Here is a 15,992-nt window from a genome sequence, read left to right on the forward strand (position 1 = left end):
TCGCTGGCGTAGCGTCGTCCACACGCGGCACACTCCGCTCCCCGTCCGTTTCCGTCACGACCGGCCGTCCCCCACCGGCCCCCCGCTCCGCCCGCCGCACCAGGACGGCCGTCACCACCAGGCCAGGCCACCGCGCGGACCGAGAACTCCCACCAGGCCACCGCGTAGACCGAGAACACCCACCAGGCCACCGCGCAGACCGAGAACACCCACCAGGCCACCGCGCAGACCGAGAACACCCACCAGGACCGGCGATCCACGTGAGCTCCTCCTCCACCACCCGGAACAGCCCGCACCGTCAGGCACGGCGGCGGGCTCCGGGCGCGTACCGGCTGGTGCGCACGCCGCCGGGCTCCGTGGAGCCCCCTCTCCTGGACGCGCCGCAGCGCGCGGTGGCCGATCACCGCGACGGCCCGCTGCTGGTCCTCGCCGGACCGGGCACGGGCAAGACCACGACCCTGGTCGAGACGGTCGCGCACCGCGTGGCCCGGGGGACCGACCCCGCCCGCATCCTCGTCCTCACCTTCAGCCGCAAGGCGGCGGTCGAGCTGCGCGACAGGATGGCGGCCCGGCTCGGCGGGACCAGGGGGCCGCAGGCCACCACCTTCCATTCCTACTGCTACGCCCTGGTCCGGGCCCACCAGGACGCCGATCTCTTCGCTGATCCGCTGCGCCTGCTCTCCGGCCCCGAACAGGACGTCACCGTCCGTGAGCTGCTCGCCGGGCAGCTCGGCCTGGAGCGGTCCGGGCTCGCCCACGTCCGCTGGCCCGACGAACTGCGGGCCTGCCTGACCACCCGGGGCTTCGCCGACGAGGTGCGAGCGGTGCTGGCCCGCAGCCGTGAGCTGGGTCTCGGCCCGGACGCGCTGGCCGCGTTCGCCCGCCGTACGGGCCGCCCGGACTGGAGCGCCGCCGCACAGTTCCTCGCCGAGTACCTGGACGTCCTGGACGCCCAGGGGGTCCTCGACTACGCGGAACTGGTCCACCGGGCGGTCCTGCTCGCCGAACGGCCGGAGGTGGCAGCGGAACTGGCCCGGAGCTACGACCTGGTACTCGTCGACGAGTACCAGGACACGGACCCCGCACAGGTGCGGCTGCTGCACGCGCTGGCCGGGAACCGGGGGAGCGCCGCGCCCGGCACCGGAGGCGGCCGGACGCTGATCGCCTTCGGCGACCCCGACCAGTCGATCTACGCCTTCCGGGGCGCCGACGTGAACGGCATCCTCGACTTCCCGGACACCTTCCGCCGGGCCGACGGCGCGCCCGCACCCGTCGGAGTCCTCACCACCTCCCGCCGCTCCGGCGGGAAACTGCTCGAGGCCACCCGGCTGCTCACCCGCCGGATGCCGCTCACCCGTCTGCCCTCGGACAAGGTCCGCGCCCACCGGGAACTGTCCCCCGTCCGCGGCGGCGGCCGCGTCGAGGCGTACACCTTCCCGACGCCCTCCAGCGAGCTGGAGAACATCGCCGACGTCCTCCGGCGCGCGCACCTGGAGGACGGCGTGGCCTGGAGGGACATGGCGGTGCTCGTCCGCGCCGGCGGACGTTCCCTCCTCGCCGTGCGCCGGGCGCTCACCTCCGCAGGCGTCCCCCTGGAGGTCGACGGTGACGACCTGCCGCTGCGCCACGAGCCGGCGGTCGCCCCGCTCCTGACCGCGCTGCGCACCGTCGCCACGGCGGCGCTGCGCCCCGCCGCGCCCGAGGACCCGGAGGACGAGGCCGGCGAGGGGAGCGATGCGGTGGCACCCGGCCGCCTCGACACCGAGACCGCCATGACCCTCCTCACCTCACCGCTCGGCTCCATGGACGCGGCCGACCTGCGCCGTCTCGGACGCGCCCTGCGCGACGAGGAGCGCGCCGCCGGGAACCGCGTACCGCCGCCGTCCGGGGAACTGCTGGCCCGGGCCCTCGCCGAGCCCGAGCGGCTGGTCACGCACGACCCGGCCTACGCCCGCGGAGCCCAGCGGCTCGGCGCGCTCCTGCGCAAGGCCCGCGAACTCCTCGAGGGCGGCGGCACCGCCGAGGAGGCCCTGTGGACCCTGTGGAACGGAACCCCCTGGCCGGGCCGGCTGGAGCGGGCGGCACTGCGCGGCGGCGCGGGCGGCCGGAACGCCGACCGGGACCTCGACGCGGTGTGCGCCCTCTTCGACACCGCCGCACGGGCCGAGGAGCGCACCGGGGGGCGCGGCGCACTCAACTTCCTGGAGGAGGTCGACGCCCAGGACATCGCCGCCGACACCCTGTCCCGGCGCGCGGTGCGCCCCGACGCCGTCCGTCTGATGACCGCGCACCGCTCCAAGGGACTGGAGTGGCGCCTGGTGGTCGTCGCGGGGGTACAGGAGGGACTCTGGCCCGACCTGCGCCGCCGGGGATCGCTCCTGGAGGCGGACCGGATCGGGCGCGACGGACTGGCCGAACCGCTCACCCCGGGGGCGCTCCTGGCCGAGGAGCGCCGCCTCTTCTACGTCGCCGCGACCCGGGCCCGTGAACGCCTCGTCGTCACCGCGGTCAAGGCGCCCGCCGACGACGGCGACCAGCCCTCGCGCTTCCTCACCGAACTCGGCGTCGAGCCCCGCGACATCACCGGGCGGCCCCGACGCCCGCTCGCCGTCGCCCCGCTCGTCGCCGAGCTCCGGGCGACGACCGTGGACCCCAGGGCCTCGGAGGCACTGCGCGACGCCGCGGCCCGCAGGCTCGCCCGGCTCGCGGCGCTCACCGACGACGAGGACCGGCCACTGGTGCCCGCGGCCCACCCGTACCGCTGGTGGGGGCTGCACGAACCGACCCGTTCCGAGGTCCCGCTGCGTGACCGGGACCGCCCCGTCGCGCTCTCCGGGAGCGCGCTCGACCAGCTCGCCAACACCTGTGCCCTCCAGTGGTTCCTGGGCCGTGAGGTGAAGGCCGACGCCCCGGCGACGGCGGCGCAGGGCTTCGGCAACGTGGTCCACGTCCTCGCCGACGAGGTGGCCTCCGGACGGACCGCCGCCGACCTGGACGTCCTGATGGAACGCCTCGACTCCGTATGGGACGGGCTGGTCTTCGACGCGCCCTGGAAGTCGCGGCAGGAGAAGGACCAGGCGCGCGCCGCTCTGGAGCGCTTCCTGCGCTGGCACGTCATGGACCGCGCCGGACGCACCCCCGCCGCCAGCGAGCACGACTTCGACGTCACCCTCGAGGCGGGCGAGTACGCCGTGCGCATCCGGGGCTCCATGGACCGGGTCGAGCAGGACACCGAGGGCCGGGCCTACGTCGTCGACTTCAAGACCGGCAAGGGAGCACCGACCAGGGACGAGGTCGCCACCCATCCCCAGCTCGCCGTGTACCAGCTGGCAGTCAGGGAAGGCGCCGTCGACGAGGTCTTCGACGGGCGCCGCCCGGAAGCGGGAGGCGCCGAACTCGTCCAGCTGCGCCAGCCCGCCCCGAAGAAGGAGGGAGGCGACGCCCTGCCGAAGGTCCAGGCACAGGAACCCCTCTCCGGGGAATGGGTCTCCGACCTGCTCGCCACGGCCGCCGGACGGGTCCTGGACGAACGGTTCACCCCCACGACCGGCCAGCACTGCACCCACTGCACCTTCAAGGCGTCGTGCAGCGCCCAGCCCGAGGGCCGCCAGATCGTCGAATGATCTTCCCGGCGGATTCCGCGCGGGTCCGCTCTGTCGGTGCGTCCGGTTAGCCTCTCTGGAGTGACCTCCCGCCTCACCGATCCCGAGCAGCTCAAGGAGCTCCTCGGGATCCCCTTCACCCCCGAGCAGACGGCCTGCATCACCGCGCCGCCCGCCCCGCAGGTGATCGTGGCCGGAGCCGGCTCGGGGAAGACCACGGTGATGGCCGCCCGAGTGGTGTGGCTGGTGGGGACCGGACAGGTCGCCCCGGAGCAGGTCCTCGGCCTGACCTTCACGAACAAGGCCGCCGGTGAGCTCGCCGAGCGGGTCCGCAAGGCCCTGGTCGCGGCCGGCGTCACCGACCCGGACGTCATCGACCCGGAGAACCCCCCGGGCGAACCCGGCATCTCCACCTACCACGCCTTCGCCGGCCGGCTCCTCACCGACCACGGTCTGCGGATCGGCCTCGAACCCACCACCAGGCTCCTCGCCGACGCCACCCGCTACCAACTCGCGGCCCGGGTGCTGCGCGAGGCACCCGGCCCCTACCCCGCACTCACCCGTTCCTTCCCCACCCTCGTCAGCGACCTGCTGGCCCTGGACGCGGAACTCGCCGAACACCTCGTACGCCCCGAGCAGCTCGCCGAGCACGACACCGACCTGCTCCAGGCCCTGGAGACGGCCCGTCTCACCAACGCCGACCTGCGCAAGATCCCCGAGACGGCCGGTGCCCGCCGCGAACTCCTCGAACTGACCGGGCGCTACCGGGCGGCCAAGCGCAGTCGGGATCTGCTGGACTTCGGCGACCAGATCGCCCTCTCCGCCGAGCTGGCCCTCACCCGGCCGGAGGTCGGCGCCGCCCTCCGCGACGCGTACCGGGTCGTCCTGCTCGACGAGTACCAGGACACCTCCGTGGCCCAGCGGCTGCTCCTCGCCGCGCTCTTCGGCGGGGGAGGCGGGCACGGCACGGCGGGCCACGCCGTCACGGCGGTCGGAGACCCCTGCCAGGCGATCTACGGATGGCGCGGCGCCTCCGTGGCCAACCTCGACGACTTCCCCCACCACTTCCCGCACGCCGACGGCACCCCGGCCACCCGCTACTCCCTCAGCGAGAACCGCCGCAGCGGAGGCCGCCTCCTCCACCTCGCCAACGGCCTCGCCCAACCCCTGCGCGCCATGCACGAGGGTGTCGAAGCACTGCGCCCCGCACCCGGAGCGGAGCGGGACGGCACGGTCCGCGTCGCCCTCCTGCGCACCCACGCGGAGGAGATCGAGTGGCTCGCCGACTCGCTCGCCCACCTCGTGCGGACCGGCACGGCGCCCGGCGAGATCGCCGTCCTGTGCCGGACCGCGGGCGACTTCCCCCGCATCCAGGCCGCCCTCGTCGCCCGGGACGTCCCGGTCGAGGTCGTCGGCCTGTCCGGGCTGCTGCACCTCCCCGAGGTCGCCGACCTCGTCGCCGTCTGCGAGGTGCTCCAGGACCCCGGGGCCAACGCCTCCCTGGTCCGGCTGCTCACCGGACCGCGCTGGCGGATCGGCCCCCGGGACCTCGCCCTGCTGGGGCGCCGCGCCCGCCTCCTCGTCCACCGCGCCACCCCCGGCGACGACGGGACCGACCCGGACCAGCGCCTGGCCGAAGCCGTCGAGGGCGTCGACCCCGCCGAGGTGATCTCGCTCGCCGACGCCCTCGACACCTTCCTGGAGCCGGGCGGGTCCGAGGACGACGGGCTGGCGTTCTCCGCCGAGGCACGCGTCCGCTTCGCCCACCTCGCCACCGAGCTCCGCGACCTCCGCCGCTCGCTGGCCGACCCGCTCATGGACGTACTGCACCGCGTCCTCGCGACGACCGGCCTCGAAGTGGAGCTCTCCGCGTCGCCGCACGCCCTGGCCGCGCGCCGCCGTGAGACCCTCGCCAACTTCCTGGACGTCGCGGCCGGCTTCGCCGCGGTCGACGGCGAGGCGTCCCTGCTCGCCTTCCTCGGCTTCCTGCGCACCGCCGCGCAGTACGAGAAGGGGCTGGACAACGCCCTGCCCGGCGGGGAGAACACGGTGAAGGTCCTCACCGCCCACAAGTCCAAGGGCCTGGAATGGGACGTCGTCGCCGTCCCCGGTCTCGTCACCGGCCAGTTCCCCAGCACGCGGTCCCGGGACGCGTGGACCTCGCAGTCCCACGTCCTCCCGCACGCCCTGCGCGGAGACGCGGCGACACTCCCCGCCCTCCACTCCTTCGACGCCAAGGGCCTCAAGGCGTTCAAGGAGGAGATGAAGGGGCACCAGCACACCGAGGAGCTCCGCCTCGGCTACGTCACCTTCACCCGCCCCCGCAGCCTGCTGCTCGGCTCCGGCCACTGGTGGGGGACGTCCCAGAAGAAGCCGCGCGGTCCCTCGGCGTTCCTGGACGCGCTGTACGAGCACTGCGCCGCCGGACACGGCGAGATCGAGGTCTGGGAGGCGGAGCCGGAGGAGGGCGAGGAGAACCCGGCGCTCCGGGAGCAGGGTGCCGAGCAGGCATGGCCGCTCCCGCTCGACGGCACCGCCATGGCCCGCCGCCGCGCCGCCCGGGACACGGTGCTCGCCCACCTGGAGGCCATGGCGGCCGCAGACGTACCGGACGTGTACGAGGAGCCCGCGCGGGCTCCGGGGAAGCCCAGGGGCGGGGCGCCGTACGAGGACGGGCTCCCGCACGACGAGCCTCCGTACGACGAGGGCGAGCCTCCGTACGACGAGCCTCCGTACGACGAGGGCGGGCTCCCGTACGACGACGCCGACGCCCCGTACGACGATCCGTTCCCGGACGGCGGGGACCGGACCGCGGCCCCGGACGCCGCGCCCCCGCACCCAGCCGCCCCCGCACCGCACGTCCCGGCCGCCCGTACGCCTGCGGACGCCGGCCTCACCCCGGAGGAGAACCGGACGCTCGCCTCCTGGGACCGCGACCTCGACGCCCTCGCGGGTGAGCTGCGCCGTGCCCGCGCGACCGTGCACGACGTCGTCGTACCCGCCACGCTCTCCGCCACCCAGCTCCTGCACCTCGCCGACGACCCCGAGGGCTTCGCGCGGGAGCTCGCCCGCCCCATGCCCCGCCCCCCGCAGCCCGCCGCCCGGCGGGGCACCCGCTTCCACGCCTGGGTCGAGTCCCGGTTCGAGGAGGTGCCGCTGCCCATGCTGGGCCCCGACGAACTCCCCGGAGGCGACGGTGACGACGCGGAGATCGCCGACGAGCGCGACCTCGCCGACCTCAAGGAAGCCTTCGAGCGCACCACGTACGCCCGGCGCACCCCGTACCGCGTGGAGACCCCGTTCCAGATCACGCTCGGGGGCCGGGTGATCCGCGGCCGGATCGACGCCGTCTACCGCACGGGGGACACCTACGAGATCGTCGACTGGAAGACCACCCGGCACCGCACGGCCGACCCGCTCCAGCTCGCCGTCTACCGGCTGGCCTGGGCCGAACTGCACGGCCTGCCCCTGGAAGCGGTCACCGCGACCTTCCTCTACGTCCGCACGGGGGAGACCTCACGTCCCGGCGGGCTGCCGGGCCGGGAGGAGCTGGAGAGGCTCCTGCTGGACGAGCCACCTCCGCAGGGCCGATAGGCTCATGAGCATGAGCGACACCCCGGACAGCGCCGTCCGTACGTACACCGAGCAGCACCGCACAGCCTTCCTCGACGACCTGGCCGAGTGGCTGCGCATCCCCTCGGTGTCCGCTCAGCCGGAGCACCACGAGGACGTACGGCGCAGTGCGCAGTGGCTCTCGGGCAAGCTCGGGGAGACCGGGTTCCCGGTCACCGAGATCTGGGAGACGCCCGGAGCCCCCGCGGTCTTCGCCGAGTGGCCCTCGGAGGATCCGGACGCACCGGTCGTCCTGGTCTACGGCCACCACGACGTGCAGCCCGCGGCCCGCGAGGACGGGTGGAGCACGGACCCCTTCGAGCCGGTCATCCGCGACGGCAGGATGTACGGACGCGGCGCGGCCGACGACAAGGGCCAGGTGTTCTTCCACACACTCGGTGTCCGCGCACACCTCGCCGCGACCGGCCGCACCACCCCCGCCGTGCACCTCAAACTCCTGGTCGAGGGCGAGGAGGAGTCCGGCTCGCCGCACTTCCGCGCGCTGGCCGAGGAGCGGGCCGCCCGACTCGCGGCCGATGTGGTGATCGTCTCCGACACGGGCATGTGGGACGAGAACACCCCCACCGTCTGCACGGGGATGCGCGGTCTCGCGGAATGCGAGATCGAGCTGTACGGGCCCGGCCAGGACATCCACTCCGGGTCCTTCGGCGGTGCCGTCCCGAACCCCGCGACCGCGCTAGCCCGTCTCGTCGCCGCTCTCCACGATCCGGAGGGCAGGGTCGCGGTCCCCGGCTTCTACGACGGGGTCGCCGAACTCACCGAGGCCGAACGGGCCCTCTTCGCCGAGCTGCCCTTCGACGAGGCCGCCTGGCTGCGGACCGCCTCCTCGCAGGCCACCGCGGGCGAGGCCGGCTACTCCACCCTGGAGCGGATCTGGGCCCGCCCCACCGCCGAGGTCAACGGCATCGGCGGCGGATACCAGGGGGCGGGCAGCAAGACCGTCATCCCCTCGTCCGCCCTGGTGAAGCTGAGCTTCCGGCTGGTCGCCGGCCAGGACCCGGAGCGGATCCAGGAGGCGGTCCGCACCTGGGCCGAGGCCCGGATCCCGGCCGGTGTCCGCCACCGCATCACCTTCGCCCCCGCGACCCGCCCCTGTCTGACGCCCCTCGGCCACCCCGCCCTCCGGGCCGTGGCCCGCGCCATGGGTACGGCCTTCGGGACGAAGATCCTCTTCACCCGCGAGGGAGGCTCGGGACCCGCCGCCGACCTGCAGGACGTGCTCGGCGCACCCGTCCTCTTCCTGGGTGTCTCCGTACCGTCCGACGGCTGGCACGGCCCCGACGAGAAGGTCGAGCTCGACCTTCTCCTCAAGGGCGTGGAGACCGCCGCCCATCTGTGGGGCGAGCTGGCCGACGCACTCCGCTGAATCCTCTGAACGCCCGATCCACCCCCGGGGGAGTAGGAAGCACCTGTGAGCACCTTCGACAACGCCACCACGGACCGTCCCATCGGTTTCACCGCGCCCAGCGGTATCGACCGCGCCGCGCACCACCGGCTCGACGAGGCGTGGCTCGCCGCTGCCTGGAGCCACCCGACGACCAGAGTGTTCGTGGTGTCCGGGGGCCAGGCGCTCGTCGACGACACCCCGGACGGCGGCACCGAGCTCGTCATGACCCCTGCCTTCGAGGCACCGGTCACCGAGACCCACCGCTACTTCCTGGGCACCGACGAGGAGGGCGTGCGGTACTTCGCGCTCCAGAAGGACTCGCTGCCGGGCCGCATGGACCAGTCCGCACGCCCTGCCGGACTGCGCGAGGCGGGGCTGCTCCTCGGCGCGCGTGACGCCGGACTGATGGTGCACGCCGTGGCACTCGAGAACTGGCAGCGGCTGCACCGCTTCTGCTCGCGTTGCGGCGAGCGCACCGTCATCGCAGCCGCCGGTCACATCCGCCGCTGCCAGGCCTGCGGGGCGGAGCACTATCCGCGGACCGACCCCGCGGTGATCATGCTGGTCACGGACGACCAGGACCGTGCCCTGCTGGGACGCCAGGTGCACTGGCCCGAGGGCCGCTTCTCGACCCTCGCCGGTTTCGTCGAGCCGGGGGAGTCGATCGAGCAGTCCGTGGCCCGCGAGGTGTTCGAGGAGGCCGGCGTCACCGTCGGCGAGGTCGAGTACGTCGCCAGCCAGCCCTGGCCGTTCCCCTCCAGCCTGATGCTCGGTTTCATGGCGCGTGCCGTGTCCTCGGAGATCACCGTCGACGGTGAGGAGATCGAGGAGGCCCGCTGGTTCTCCCGCGAGGACCTGACGGCCGCCTTCGACTCGGGCGAGGTGCTGCCGCCCTTCGGCGTCTCGATCGCGGCGCGTCTGATCGAGCTCTGGTACGGCAAGCCGCTCCCCAGGCCGGGCAGCGCGGCCTGACCCCGCCCACCCCGTCCACTCCGTTCATGACGAAGGCCCCCGCCGAGCTCGGCGGGGGCCTTCGTCATGAACGGAGCCGCTCAGGCACCGATCTTCTGCTTGACCTGGGCCAACGAGGGGTTCGTCAGCGTCGAACCGTCGGGGAAGAGAACCGTCAGCACGGTCTGTAGAGTTCCCTCCTAATGAGGGTGGCCAGGGAGGGCCGCCCCATGTCCGGGGAGGGGGAGTTCGTGAGCGACAAGCCCAGGGCTCTCGGCGTGGTCCGTCTGTCAGTGAGCAACGAGCACCAGACGGGCGAGGAAACGCAGCGCACCCGCATCAGTAAGCGGGCGGATGCCGAAGAGATGGAGCTGGTCGACTTCGCCGTCGACATCGATGTGTCGGCCTCGATCTCACCATGGATGCGCCCGTCCTTGGGCGACTGGCTGAACAACAGGAAGGACCAGTTCGACCACATCGTCATCTTGAAGATCGACCGCATCGCACGGTCGGTGCGCCATCTCTCGGACGTCATCGAGTGGTGTGAGGCGAACGGCAAGGGCCTGATCTCTTGCGAGGAGGGGTTCGACCTTTCGAAGCCGTGGGGCAAGACGATCGCCAAGATCCTGGCCGTGGTCGCAGAGGCGGAGCTGGACGCGATCAAGGCCCGAAACAAGGCTTCCCGGGAGACCATGCGCAAGACTGGCCGCTGGCCGGGCGGTCTCGTACCGTTCGGTCGCAGGTCGGTCAAGACCGACGGAGGCTTCAGTCTCGAACTCGACCCGGAGTACGGCCCGATCCTGATCGAGATGATCCGGCGCTTCGTCAAGAAACCCAGCTTCTCGGCCCTTGCCGACTGGCTGAACGAGCAAGGAACTCCTACGGCACAGGACATCGCTCGCATCCGTGCCGCTGCGGGGGAGAGCACGACTCGACTGGCAGACCCGAAGCCACGCGGAAGCAAATGGACGGCGACAACGGTCCAGTCCGTATTGACGAGTCGGTCGCTGCTTGGTGAGTACGTTCGAGCCAACGGGACAGTGGTCCGCAACGACGACGGCTCACCCGTCATGCGGTCCGAGCCGGTGCTGAACGAATCGGAGTGGACGACGCTCTCCGAAGCAGTCGCTTCGGTGAAGTACAAAAAGCCGAAGGGCTCGACATCTCCGACGGTCGGTGTGACCTTCTGCCTGCTGTGTGGAAGCCCGATGTACTACGTCAAGGGCAACCAGGCCAAGGGGCAGCGCGAGCGGTACCGCTGCCACGGCAACAAGAGCAAGGGCATCAAGGCGTGCCCGAAGCAGACCTTCTGGGCCGAGGATCTGTACCCGTGGCTGGTGTCGTCCCTGCTTGGGGAGATCGGGCATCTCGAACGGATGGAATCGACGACGACCATCGACGACAGTCGTGCGGCGAAGTTGGCTGTCATCGACGGCAAGATGAACCAGCTCCTGAAGGAACTCCAGCAGGGCGAGATGAGCGCTGTAGCGTACGCCTCTCGGGTCGGCAGCCTTGCCCAGGAGCGAGAGAAGATCACCAGCCAGGATGGACCGAAGCCGGTGACTGTGTGGACGGGCACGGGGGAGAGCTACGCGGAGTGGTGGCAGCAGTCCGGTGTTGATGAGCGCCGGGAGTTCCTGAAGAAGCACAAGGTGAAGGCGTACTTCGGGACCGACGTTCTCGCCATCGACCCCGGGGACCTGATCGACAATCTTCGGGAACAAGGCACGCAGTGGCGGGACGTGCGGACCAAGAGGTCTCAGGTCATGGAGCCCATCGAACCCCTCTGGGGATTCGGCAACGCCCCCGCCGAGAAGCCTCCGACGCTCACCGGTGCCATGTACGAGATCGTCAGTCGCTGGGAAGAGTTCGAGGAGGAGCGAGCGGACGCAGAGAGGACGCAGAGAGGACGCTCTACACGTTGACTGAGGATGCTTGAGGCAGGGCCCCCGCCCATGGGGGCCTTCCCTGTTTCTGCGCCCTGTACGATGCCTGCCAGGTCGCCGCCGTCGCTCCCGACTGCACGAGACCGAGTCCGAGCTTCAAGCCTTGGGCGCCCCTGTGAAGAGACCGTGCCAGCCATGGCCGGTCCACCCCCCGCGAAGAAAGGGAGGCACATGTCCCGCCATCCGGCGGGGGTCACTGGCGCACCCCGTGCGCCGCACAGGAAGGGACTACCACCGTGGGACGTAAGCCGTTCCAGTTCGAGGGCGACTACGCCGCCGTGCTCCAGGAGGGGTACCAGCGCCGCGCGCGAGACTCTCGTTTCGATTACCGCCACCGTGTCGAGTTCGCCGCCATGGGGTGGGCGAACGTGCATGCCGAGAAAGAATCGCTCGGATGTACTCCGGTGTTTGCAGCAACCCGGGAATCAAGGCCGGCTGAAAGAGGCGCAGCACGGTCATCTGCGATTCTAGCGATCTCGTCTGTTCCTGGGCCTTGTGTACCCCCATGCGGCGGACCAGGTGCCAAGCTGTGGCTTCTGCGGCTGCCGCCCTGGCTGCGTCCAGGTACTCGACCTTGACCTCTTCCGAGACCCCGATAGCTGTAAGGATGCGCTCCACGTCAGACGGCGATGGAGCGAGTTTCCCCGTCTCGATTTTACTGAGCTTGCTCGTAGACATAACAGCACTGCGGGCGACGACCTTGGCTTCCTTTCCGGATGCCAGCCGCAGAGCCCGCAGTGCTGCCCCCAGTTGCCCTCTGTTCACGTACCGCCGTGCTTCTCCCACCAAGCGGAGAACGGCTCTGCGTGCGCTAGTGCCGTATCCCGGATGGTGACGAATTCCTGGGCCCGGCCATCGGGGATGGTCTCCCGTCCTGTGATAGCTCCGGCGTGGTCGTAATGCATGACCACAGCCGTTCCTTCATCAAATAGCCAGAAATCTTCCGCGTCTTTCAGCGGGTTGGTCTGTCCCGTGGTGTCGAGAATGAAGAACTCTTCACCGCCGGTGGAGTTTTTGCAGTACCCCCAGCCCAGCTCGAAACGCAGATACGGGGTCAGGGGTCGCGACAGGACGTGCACGCGGTAGATGCGTTTACCCCTGCCCGTGTGGGCTCGCACTTCCGACAACCAGGATTCGTTGTAGTCGACTGGCTGTGGCTGCCCTGCGAGGAACGCTTGGTAGGCGTCCACATTTCCCGACTGGCTGTAGTCGGCAAGAGTCTCCAGCCGGAACGCCTCCCGCTCGAAGGTATCGAACAGCTCACCTATATAGGCCCTTAGCCGTCACCACGGAGACCCTTCCGGATCAGGTCGAATACAAGCTGCGTCGGGATCTCCACGATGGTTTCGTGGGCGGGGATCTCCAGTCCATGATCTGCGGGAGTCTCCCCCTGCACCAGGAGGGTGTCTCTGTCCGTGGCGTAGATGGTCGGGCAGTCCTTGATGTCGCACGTGCTCACGAGCTTGGTGACCTTCACAGGTTCCCTCCCTGGCCTTCCCCGTCATGTCCTGCTCGATGCTCCCGATCAAGCAGGGTGGGGCGCAAGGGCTTCGAGTTTCCGGAACAGGAAACCGGGATGCGGCAGGCAGCGGGCGGCGGTCGCGCGGCCTACTGATGGCCGATCAGTGCTACCGACCAGCCGCGCGGGGGCGTAAGGGCTGCGTTCCGTCCCATATGTATAGCGCCGCCCCCTCCGGTGACCTTGACCAGAGGGGGCGGCGCTAGAGGAGCATCAGAGCGCGAGAGCCTGCTTCACCTGTGCGAGGCTCGGGTTCGTCATGACGTGGTTCTCGCCACCGCTGGCGGGAACTACCAGAACCGTGGGGACCGTCTGGTTTCCGCCGTTCGCCTTCTCGACGAAAGCCGCCGAATCCGGGTCGTGCTCGATGTTGACCTCGGTGTACGCGATGCCCTCGCGATCCATCTGGCCCTTGAGCCGGCGGCAGTAGCCGCACCACGTGGTGCTGTACATCGTCACAGTGCCCGGCATGTCGTCGGTGCTCCCTCGTCTCGTATGTCCCACTGGGAAAGCTCTCGCCGGAGACGCGTGACACGTATGTCCACGCGCCTTCCCGCATGGAGGGAACGTCCGCGACCCCACGACCATTCCCGGTCCCGCCCCTGACCGGCGGGCAGCCGGCTCCACCGGTACGACGATCGACAGCCCCTGTGGACAACCGCCCCGGCGACCCTTCGCGACCTGGCAGCATGGCAGGGTGACAGCAGCAACGCGTTCCACCCTCTTCCCGCCGGTCCCCGACTCCGCGGACGCCGTGCTCGACGGGCTCGACCCGGAGCAGCGCGAGGTCGCGACGGCCCTCGGCGGACCGGTGTGCGTGCTGGCCGGAGCCGGTACGGGCAAGACCCGGGCGATCACGCACCGCATCGCCTACGGGGTGCGGGCCGGGATCCTCCAGCCGACGACCGTGCTCGCCGTCACCTTCACCAACCGGGCGGCCGGGGAGATGCGGGGCAGGCTGCGCCAGCTCGGCGCGACCGGTGTCCAGGCCCGGACCTTCCACTCCGCGGCCCTGCGCCAGCTCCAGTACTTCTGGCCGAAAGCAGTCGGTGGAGAGCTCCCGCGTCTGGTGGAGCGCAAGGTCCAGCTGGTCGCCGAGGCGGCGGCCCGCTGCGGGATCCGGCTCGACCGCAACGAGCTCCGGGACGCCACCAGTGAGATCGAGTGGGCCAAGGTCACCCAGACGGTGCCCGCCGACTACCCTGCCGCGGTCGCGAAGACCCAGCGGGACGCCCCGCGTGATCCGGCCGAGCTCTCCCAGATCTACGCGATGTACGAGCAGCTGAAGCGTGACCGGTCGGTGATCGACTTCGAGGACGTGCTGCTGCTGACCGTGGGCATCCTCCAGGACCGGCACGACATCGCCGATCACGTGCGCCGCCAGTACCAGCACTTCGTCGTCGACGAGTACCAGGACGTCAGCCCGCTCCAGCAGAGGCTCCTCGACCTCTGGCTGGGAGACCGGGACGATCTCTGCGTGGTCGGTGACGCCGGTCAGACGATCTACTCCTTCACCGGAGCCACCCCCGACCACCTGCTGAATTTCCGAACCCGCCATCCGGACGCCACGGTGGTCAAGCTGGTGCGGGACTACCGCTCGACACCTCAGGTGGTCCACCTGGCCAACGGCTTGCTGAGCCAGGCGCGGGGCAAGGCGGCCGAACACCGGCTGGAGCTCGTCTCACAGCGGGACAAGGGACCCGAACCCGTCTACACGGAGTACGCGGACGAGCCCGCGGAGGCCGAGGGCACCGCGCGCCGGATCCGTGACCTGATCGCCGCCGGGGTGCCGGCCGGCGAGATCGCCGTGCTGTACCGGGTCAATTCCCAGTCCGAGGTCTACGAGCAGGCGCTCGCCGACGCGGGCGTGCCCTACCAGCTGCGCGGCGCCGAGCGCTTCTTCGACCGGCCCGAGGTGCGGGAGGCGGGCGTGGCCCTGCGGGGCGCCGCCCGCGCCGGAGGCAACGACTCCCTGCTCGACGGCGCCGACGACCTGCCCTCCGAGGTGCGGGCGGTGCTCTCCACCAAAGGATGGACCTCCAAGCCGCCCACCGGCTCGGGAGCGGTGCGGGACCGCTGGGAGTCGCTCGCCGCGCTGGTACGCCTCGCGGAGGACTTCGAGCAGGCCAGGCCGGGAGCGACGCTCTCCGATCTCGTGGCCGAGCTCGACGAGCGGGCCGCCGCCCAGCACGCACCCGCGGTCCAGGGGGTCACCCTGGCGTCGCTGCACTCGGCCAAGGGCCTCGAATGGGACGCCGCGTTCCTCGTCGGGCTCACCGAGGGCATGATGCCGATCGCCTACGCCAAGACGGACGAACAGGTCGAGGAGGAGCGCCGGCTGCTCTACGTCGGTGTCACCCGGGCCCGCTTCCACCTCTCGTTGTCCTGGGCCCTGTCCCGGTCGCCCGGTGGCCGCGGGAACCGCAGGGCCACCCGCTTCCTCAACGGACTGCGGCCCGGCTCGGCCGCACTCGGCGCACGGGGCGGTACGGGAGGGGGAGGTGGGATCGACCGGGGCTCCCGCGCGGGCACGGGCGGCGGCGGGACGGAGAAGCCTGCCAGGCCGGAGCGGCGGGGCCCGGTGAGGTGCCGGGTCTGCGGCAGGACGCTCACCGAGGCCGGTGAGATGAAACTGATGCGCTGCGAGGACTGCCCCTCGGACATGGACGAGGGGCTGTACGAGCGGCTGCACGAGTGGCGCGCGGACCGGGCGAAGGAGATCAGCCAGCCCGCCTGGTGCGTCTTCACCGACAAGACACTGATGGCGATCGCCGAGAGGGCGCCCGGCACCGAGGGCGAGCTGGTCGTCATCGCCGGTGTCGGAAACCGGAAGCTGACCAGGTTCGGGGCCGACGTCCTGGCCATCTGCGCAGGTCGGACGGTGGGTCAGGAGCCGGAGCCGGGCGACGGCGACGTGTGAGAAAAACTTGTCGAAAAAATAGTTTGCGCCCGCA

The 15,992-nt window shown here is 71.1% G+C and carries 9 protein-coding genes and 2 pseudogenes; 6 read left to right on the forward strand and 5 right to left on the reverse strand.

What is annotated here, in order from left to right:
• Positions 1–260: 260 nt before the first annotated feature.
• Genes ACIRJR_RS08820 through nudC form a run of 4 tightly spaced genes read left to right on the forward strand, consistent with a single transcriptional unit; the run spans position 261 to position 9,594 of the window.
• Complete coding sequence (locus ACIRJR_RS08820) at positions 261–3,623, forward strand: ATP-dependent helicase (protein WP_403775932.1); 3,363 nt, start codon at positions 261–263, stop codon at positions 3,621–3,623.
• Between the two features lie 60 nt (positions 3,624–3,683).
• Positions 3,684–7,196, forward strand: a complete 3,513-nt coding sequence (locus ACIRJR_RS08825) for a UvrD-helicase domain-containing protein (protein WP_403775935.1) — start codon at positions 3,684–3,686, stop codon at positions 7,194–7,196.
• 10 nt (positions 7,197–7,206) lie between these two features.
• Positions 7,207–8,601 carry a dipeptidase gene (locus ACIRJR_RS08830; protein WP_403775938.1) on the forward strand — a complete coding sequence of 465 codons (1,395 nt, stop codon included), beginning with the start codon at positions 7,207–7,209 and terminating at the stop codon, positions 8,599–8,601.
• 45 nt (positions 8,602–8,646) lie between these two features.
• The gene (gene nudC, locus ACIRJR_RS08835; RefSeq protein ID WP_403775941.1) at positions 8,647–9,594 is read left to right on the forward strand and encodes an NAD(+) diphosphatase; all 948 of its coding nucleotides are present in this window, start codon (positions 8,647–8,649) and stop codon (positions 9,592–9,594) included.
• A gap of 80 nt (positions 9,595–9,674) precedes the next feature.
• On the opposite strand, the pseudogene ACIRJR_RS08840 reads toward nudC, so the two are convergent.
• Positions 9,675–9,770, reverse strand: a pseudogene (locus ACIRJR_RS08840) (NrdH-redoxin); the annotation flags it as partial.
• Between the two features lie 54 nt (positions 9,771–9,824).
• Between ACIRJR_RS08840 and ACIRJR_RS08845 the strand changes: the two are divergent.
• A complete protein-coding gene (locus tag ACIRJR_RS08845) occupies positions 9,825–11,498 on the forward strand; it encodes a recombinase family protein (protein ID WP_403775944.1) in 1,674 nt (557 codons plus the stop codon).
• 363 nt (positions 11,499–11,861) lie between these two features.
• Here ACIRJR_RS08845 and ACIRJR_RS08850 read toward each other — a convergent pair.
• The 4 genes and pseudogenes from ACIRJR_RS08850 to ACIRJR_RS08865 all read right to left on the reverse strand — a co-directional run.
• Positions 11,862–12,284: pseudogene (locus tag ACIRJR_RS08850) on the reverse strand (Scr1 family TA system antitoxin-like transcriptional regulator); the annotation flags it as partial.
• Positions 12,281–12,787 carry a DUF6879 family protein gene (locus tag ACIRJR_RS08855; RefSeq protein WP_403776439.1) on the reverse strand — a complete coding sequence of 169 codons (507 nt, stop codon included), beginning with the start codon at positions 12,785–12,787 and terminating at the stop codon, positions 12,281–12,283. The gene ACIRJR_RS08855 and the pseudogene ACIRJR_RS08850, both read right to left, overlap by 4 nt.
• An 8-nt stretch (positions 12,788–12,795) precedes the next feature.
• On the reverse strand, positions 12,796–12,996 hold the full coding sequence (locus ACIRJR_RS08860; protein ID WP_403775946.1) for a hypothetical protein: 201 nt from the start codon (positions 12,994–12,996) through the stop codon (positions 12,796–12,798).
• 255 nt (positions 12,997–13,251) lie between these two features.
• Positions 13,252–13,509 (reverse strand): mycoredoxin, encoded by a 258-nt coding sequence (locus ACIRJR_RS08865; protein ID WP_403775949.1) that lies wholly within the window; start codon positions 13,507–13,509, stop codon positions 13,252–13,254.
• A 226-nt stretch (positions 13,510–13,735) separates the two neighbouring features.
• On the opposite strand from ACIRJR_RS08865, the gene ACIRJR_RS08870 reads away from it, so the two are divergent.
• Positions 13,736–15,958, forward strand: a complete 2,223-nt coding sequence (locus tag ACIRJR_RS08870; RefSeq protein ID WP_403775952.1) for an ATP-dependent DNA helicase UvrD2 — start codon at positions 13,736–13,738, stop codon at positions 15,956–15,958.
• The last annotated feature ends 34 nt before the right edge of the window (positions 15,959–15,992 follow it).

The organism is Streptomyces sp. NPDC102402 (assembly GCF_044765765.1).
Lineage (GTDB): Bacteria > Actinomycetota > Actinomycetes > Streptomycetales > Streptomycetaceae > Streptomyces.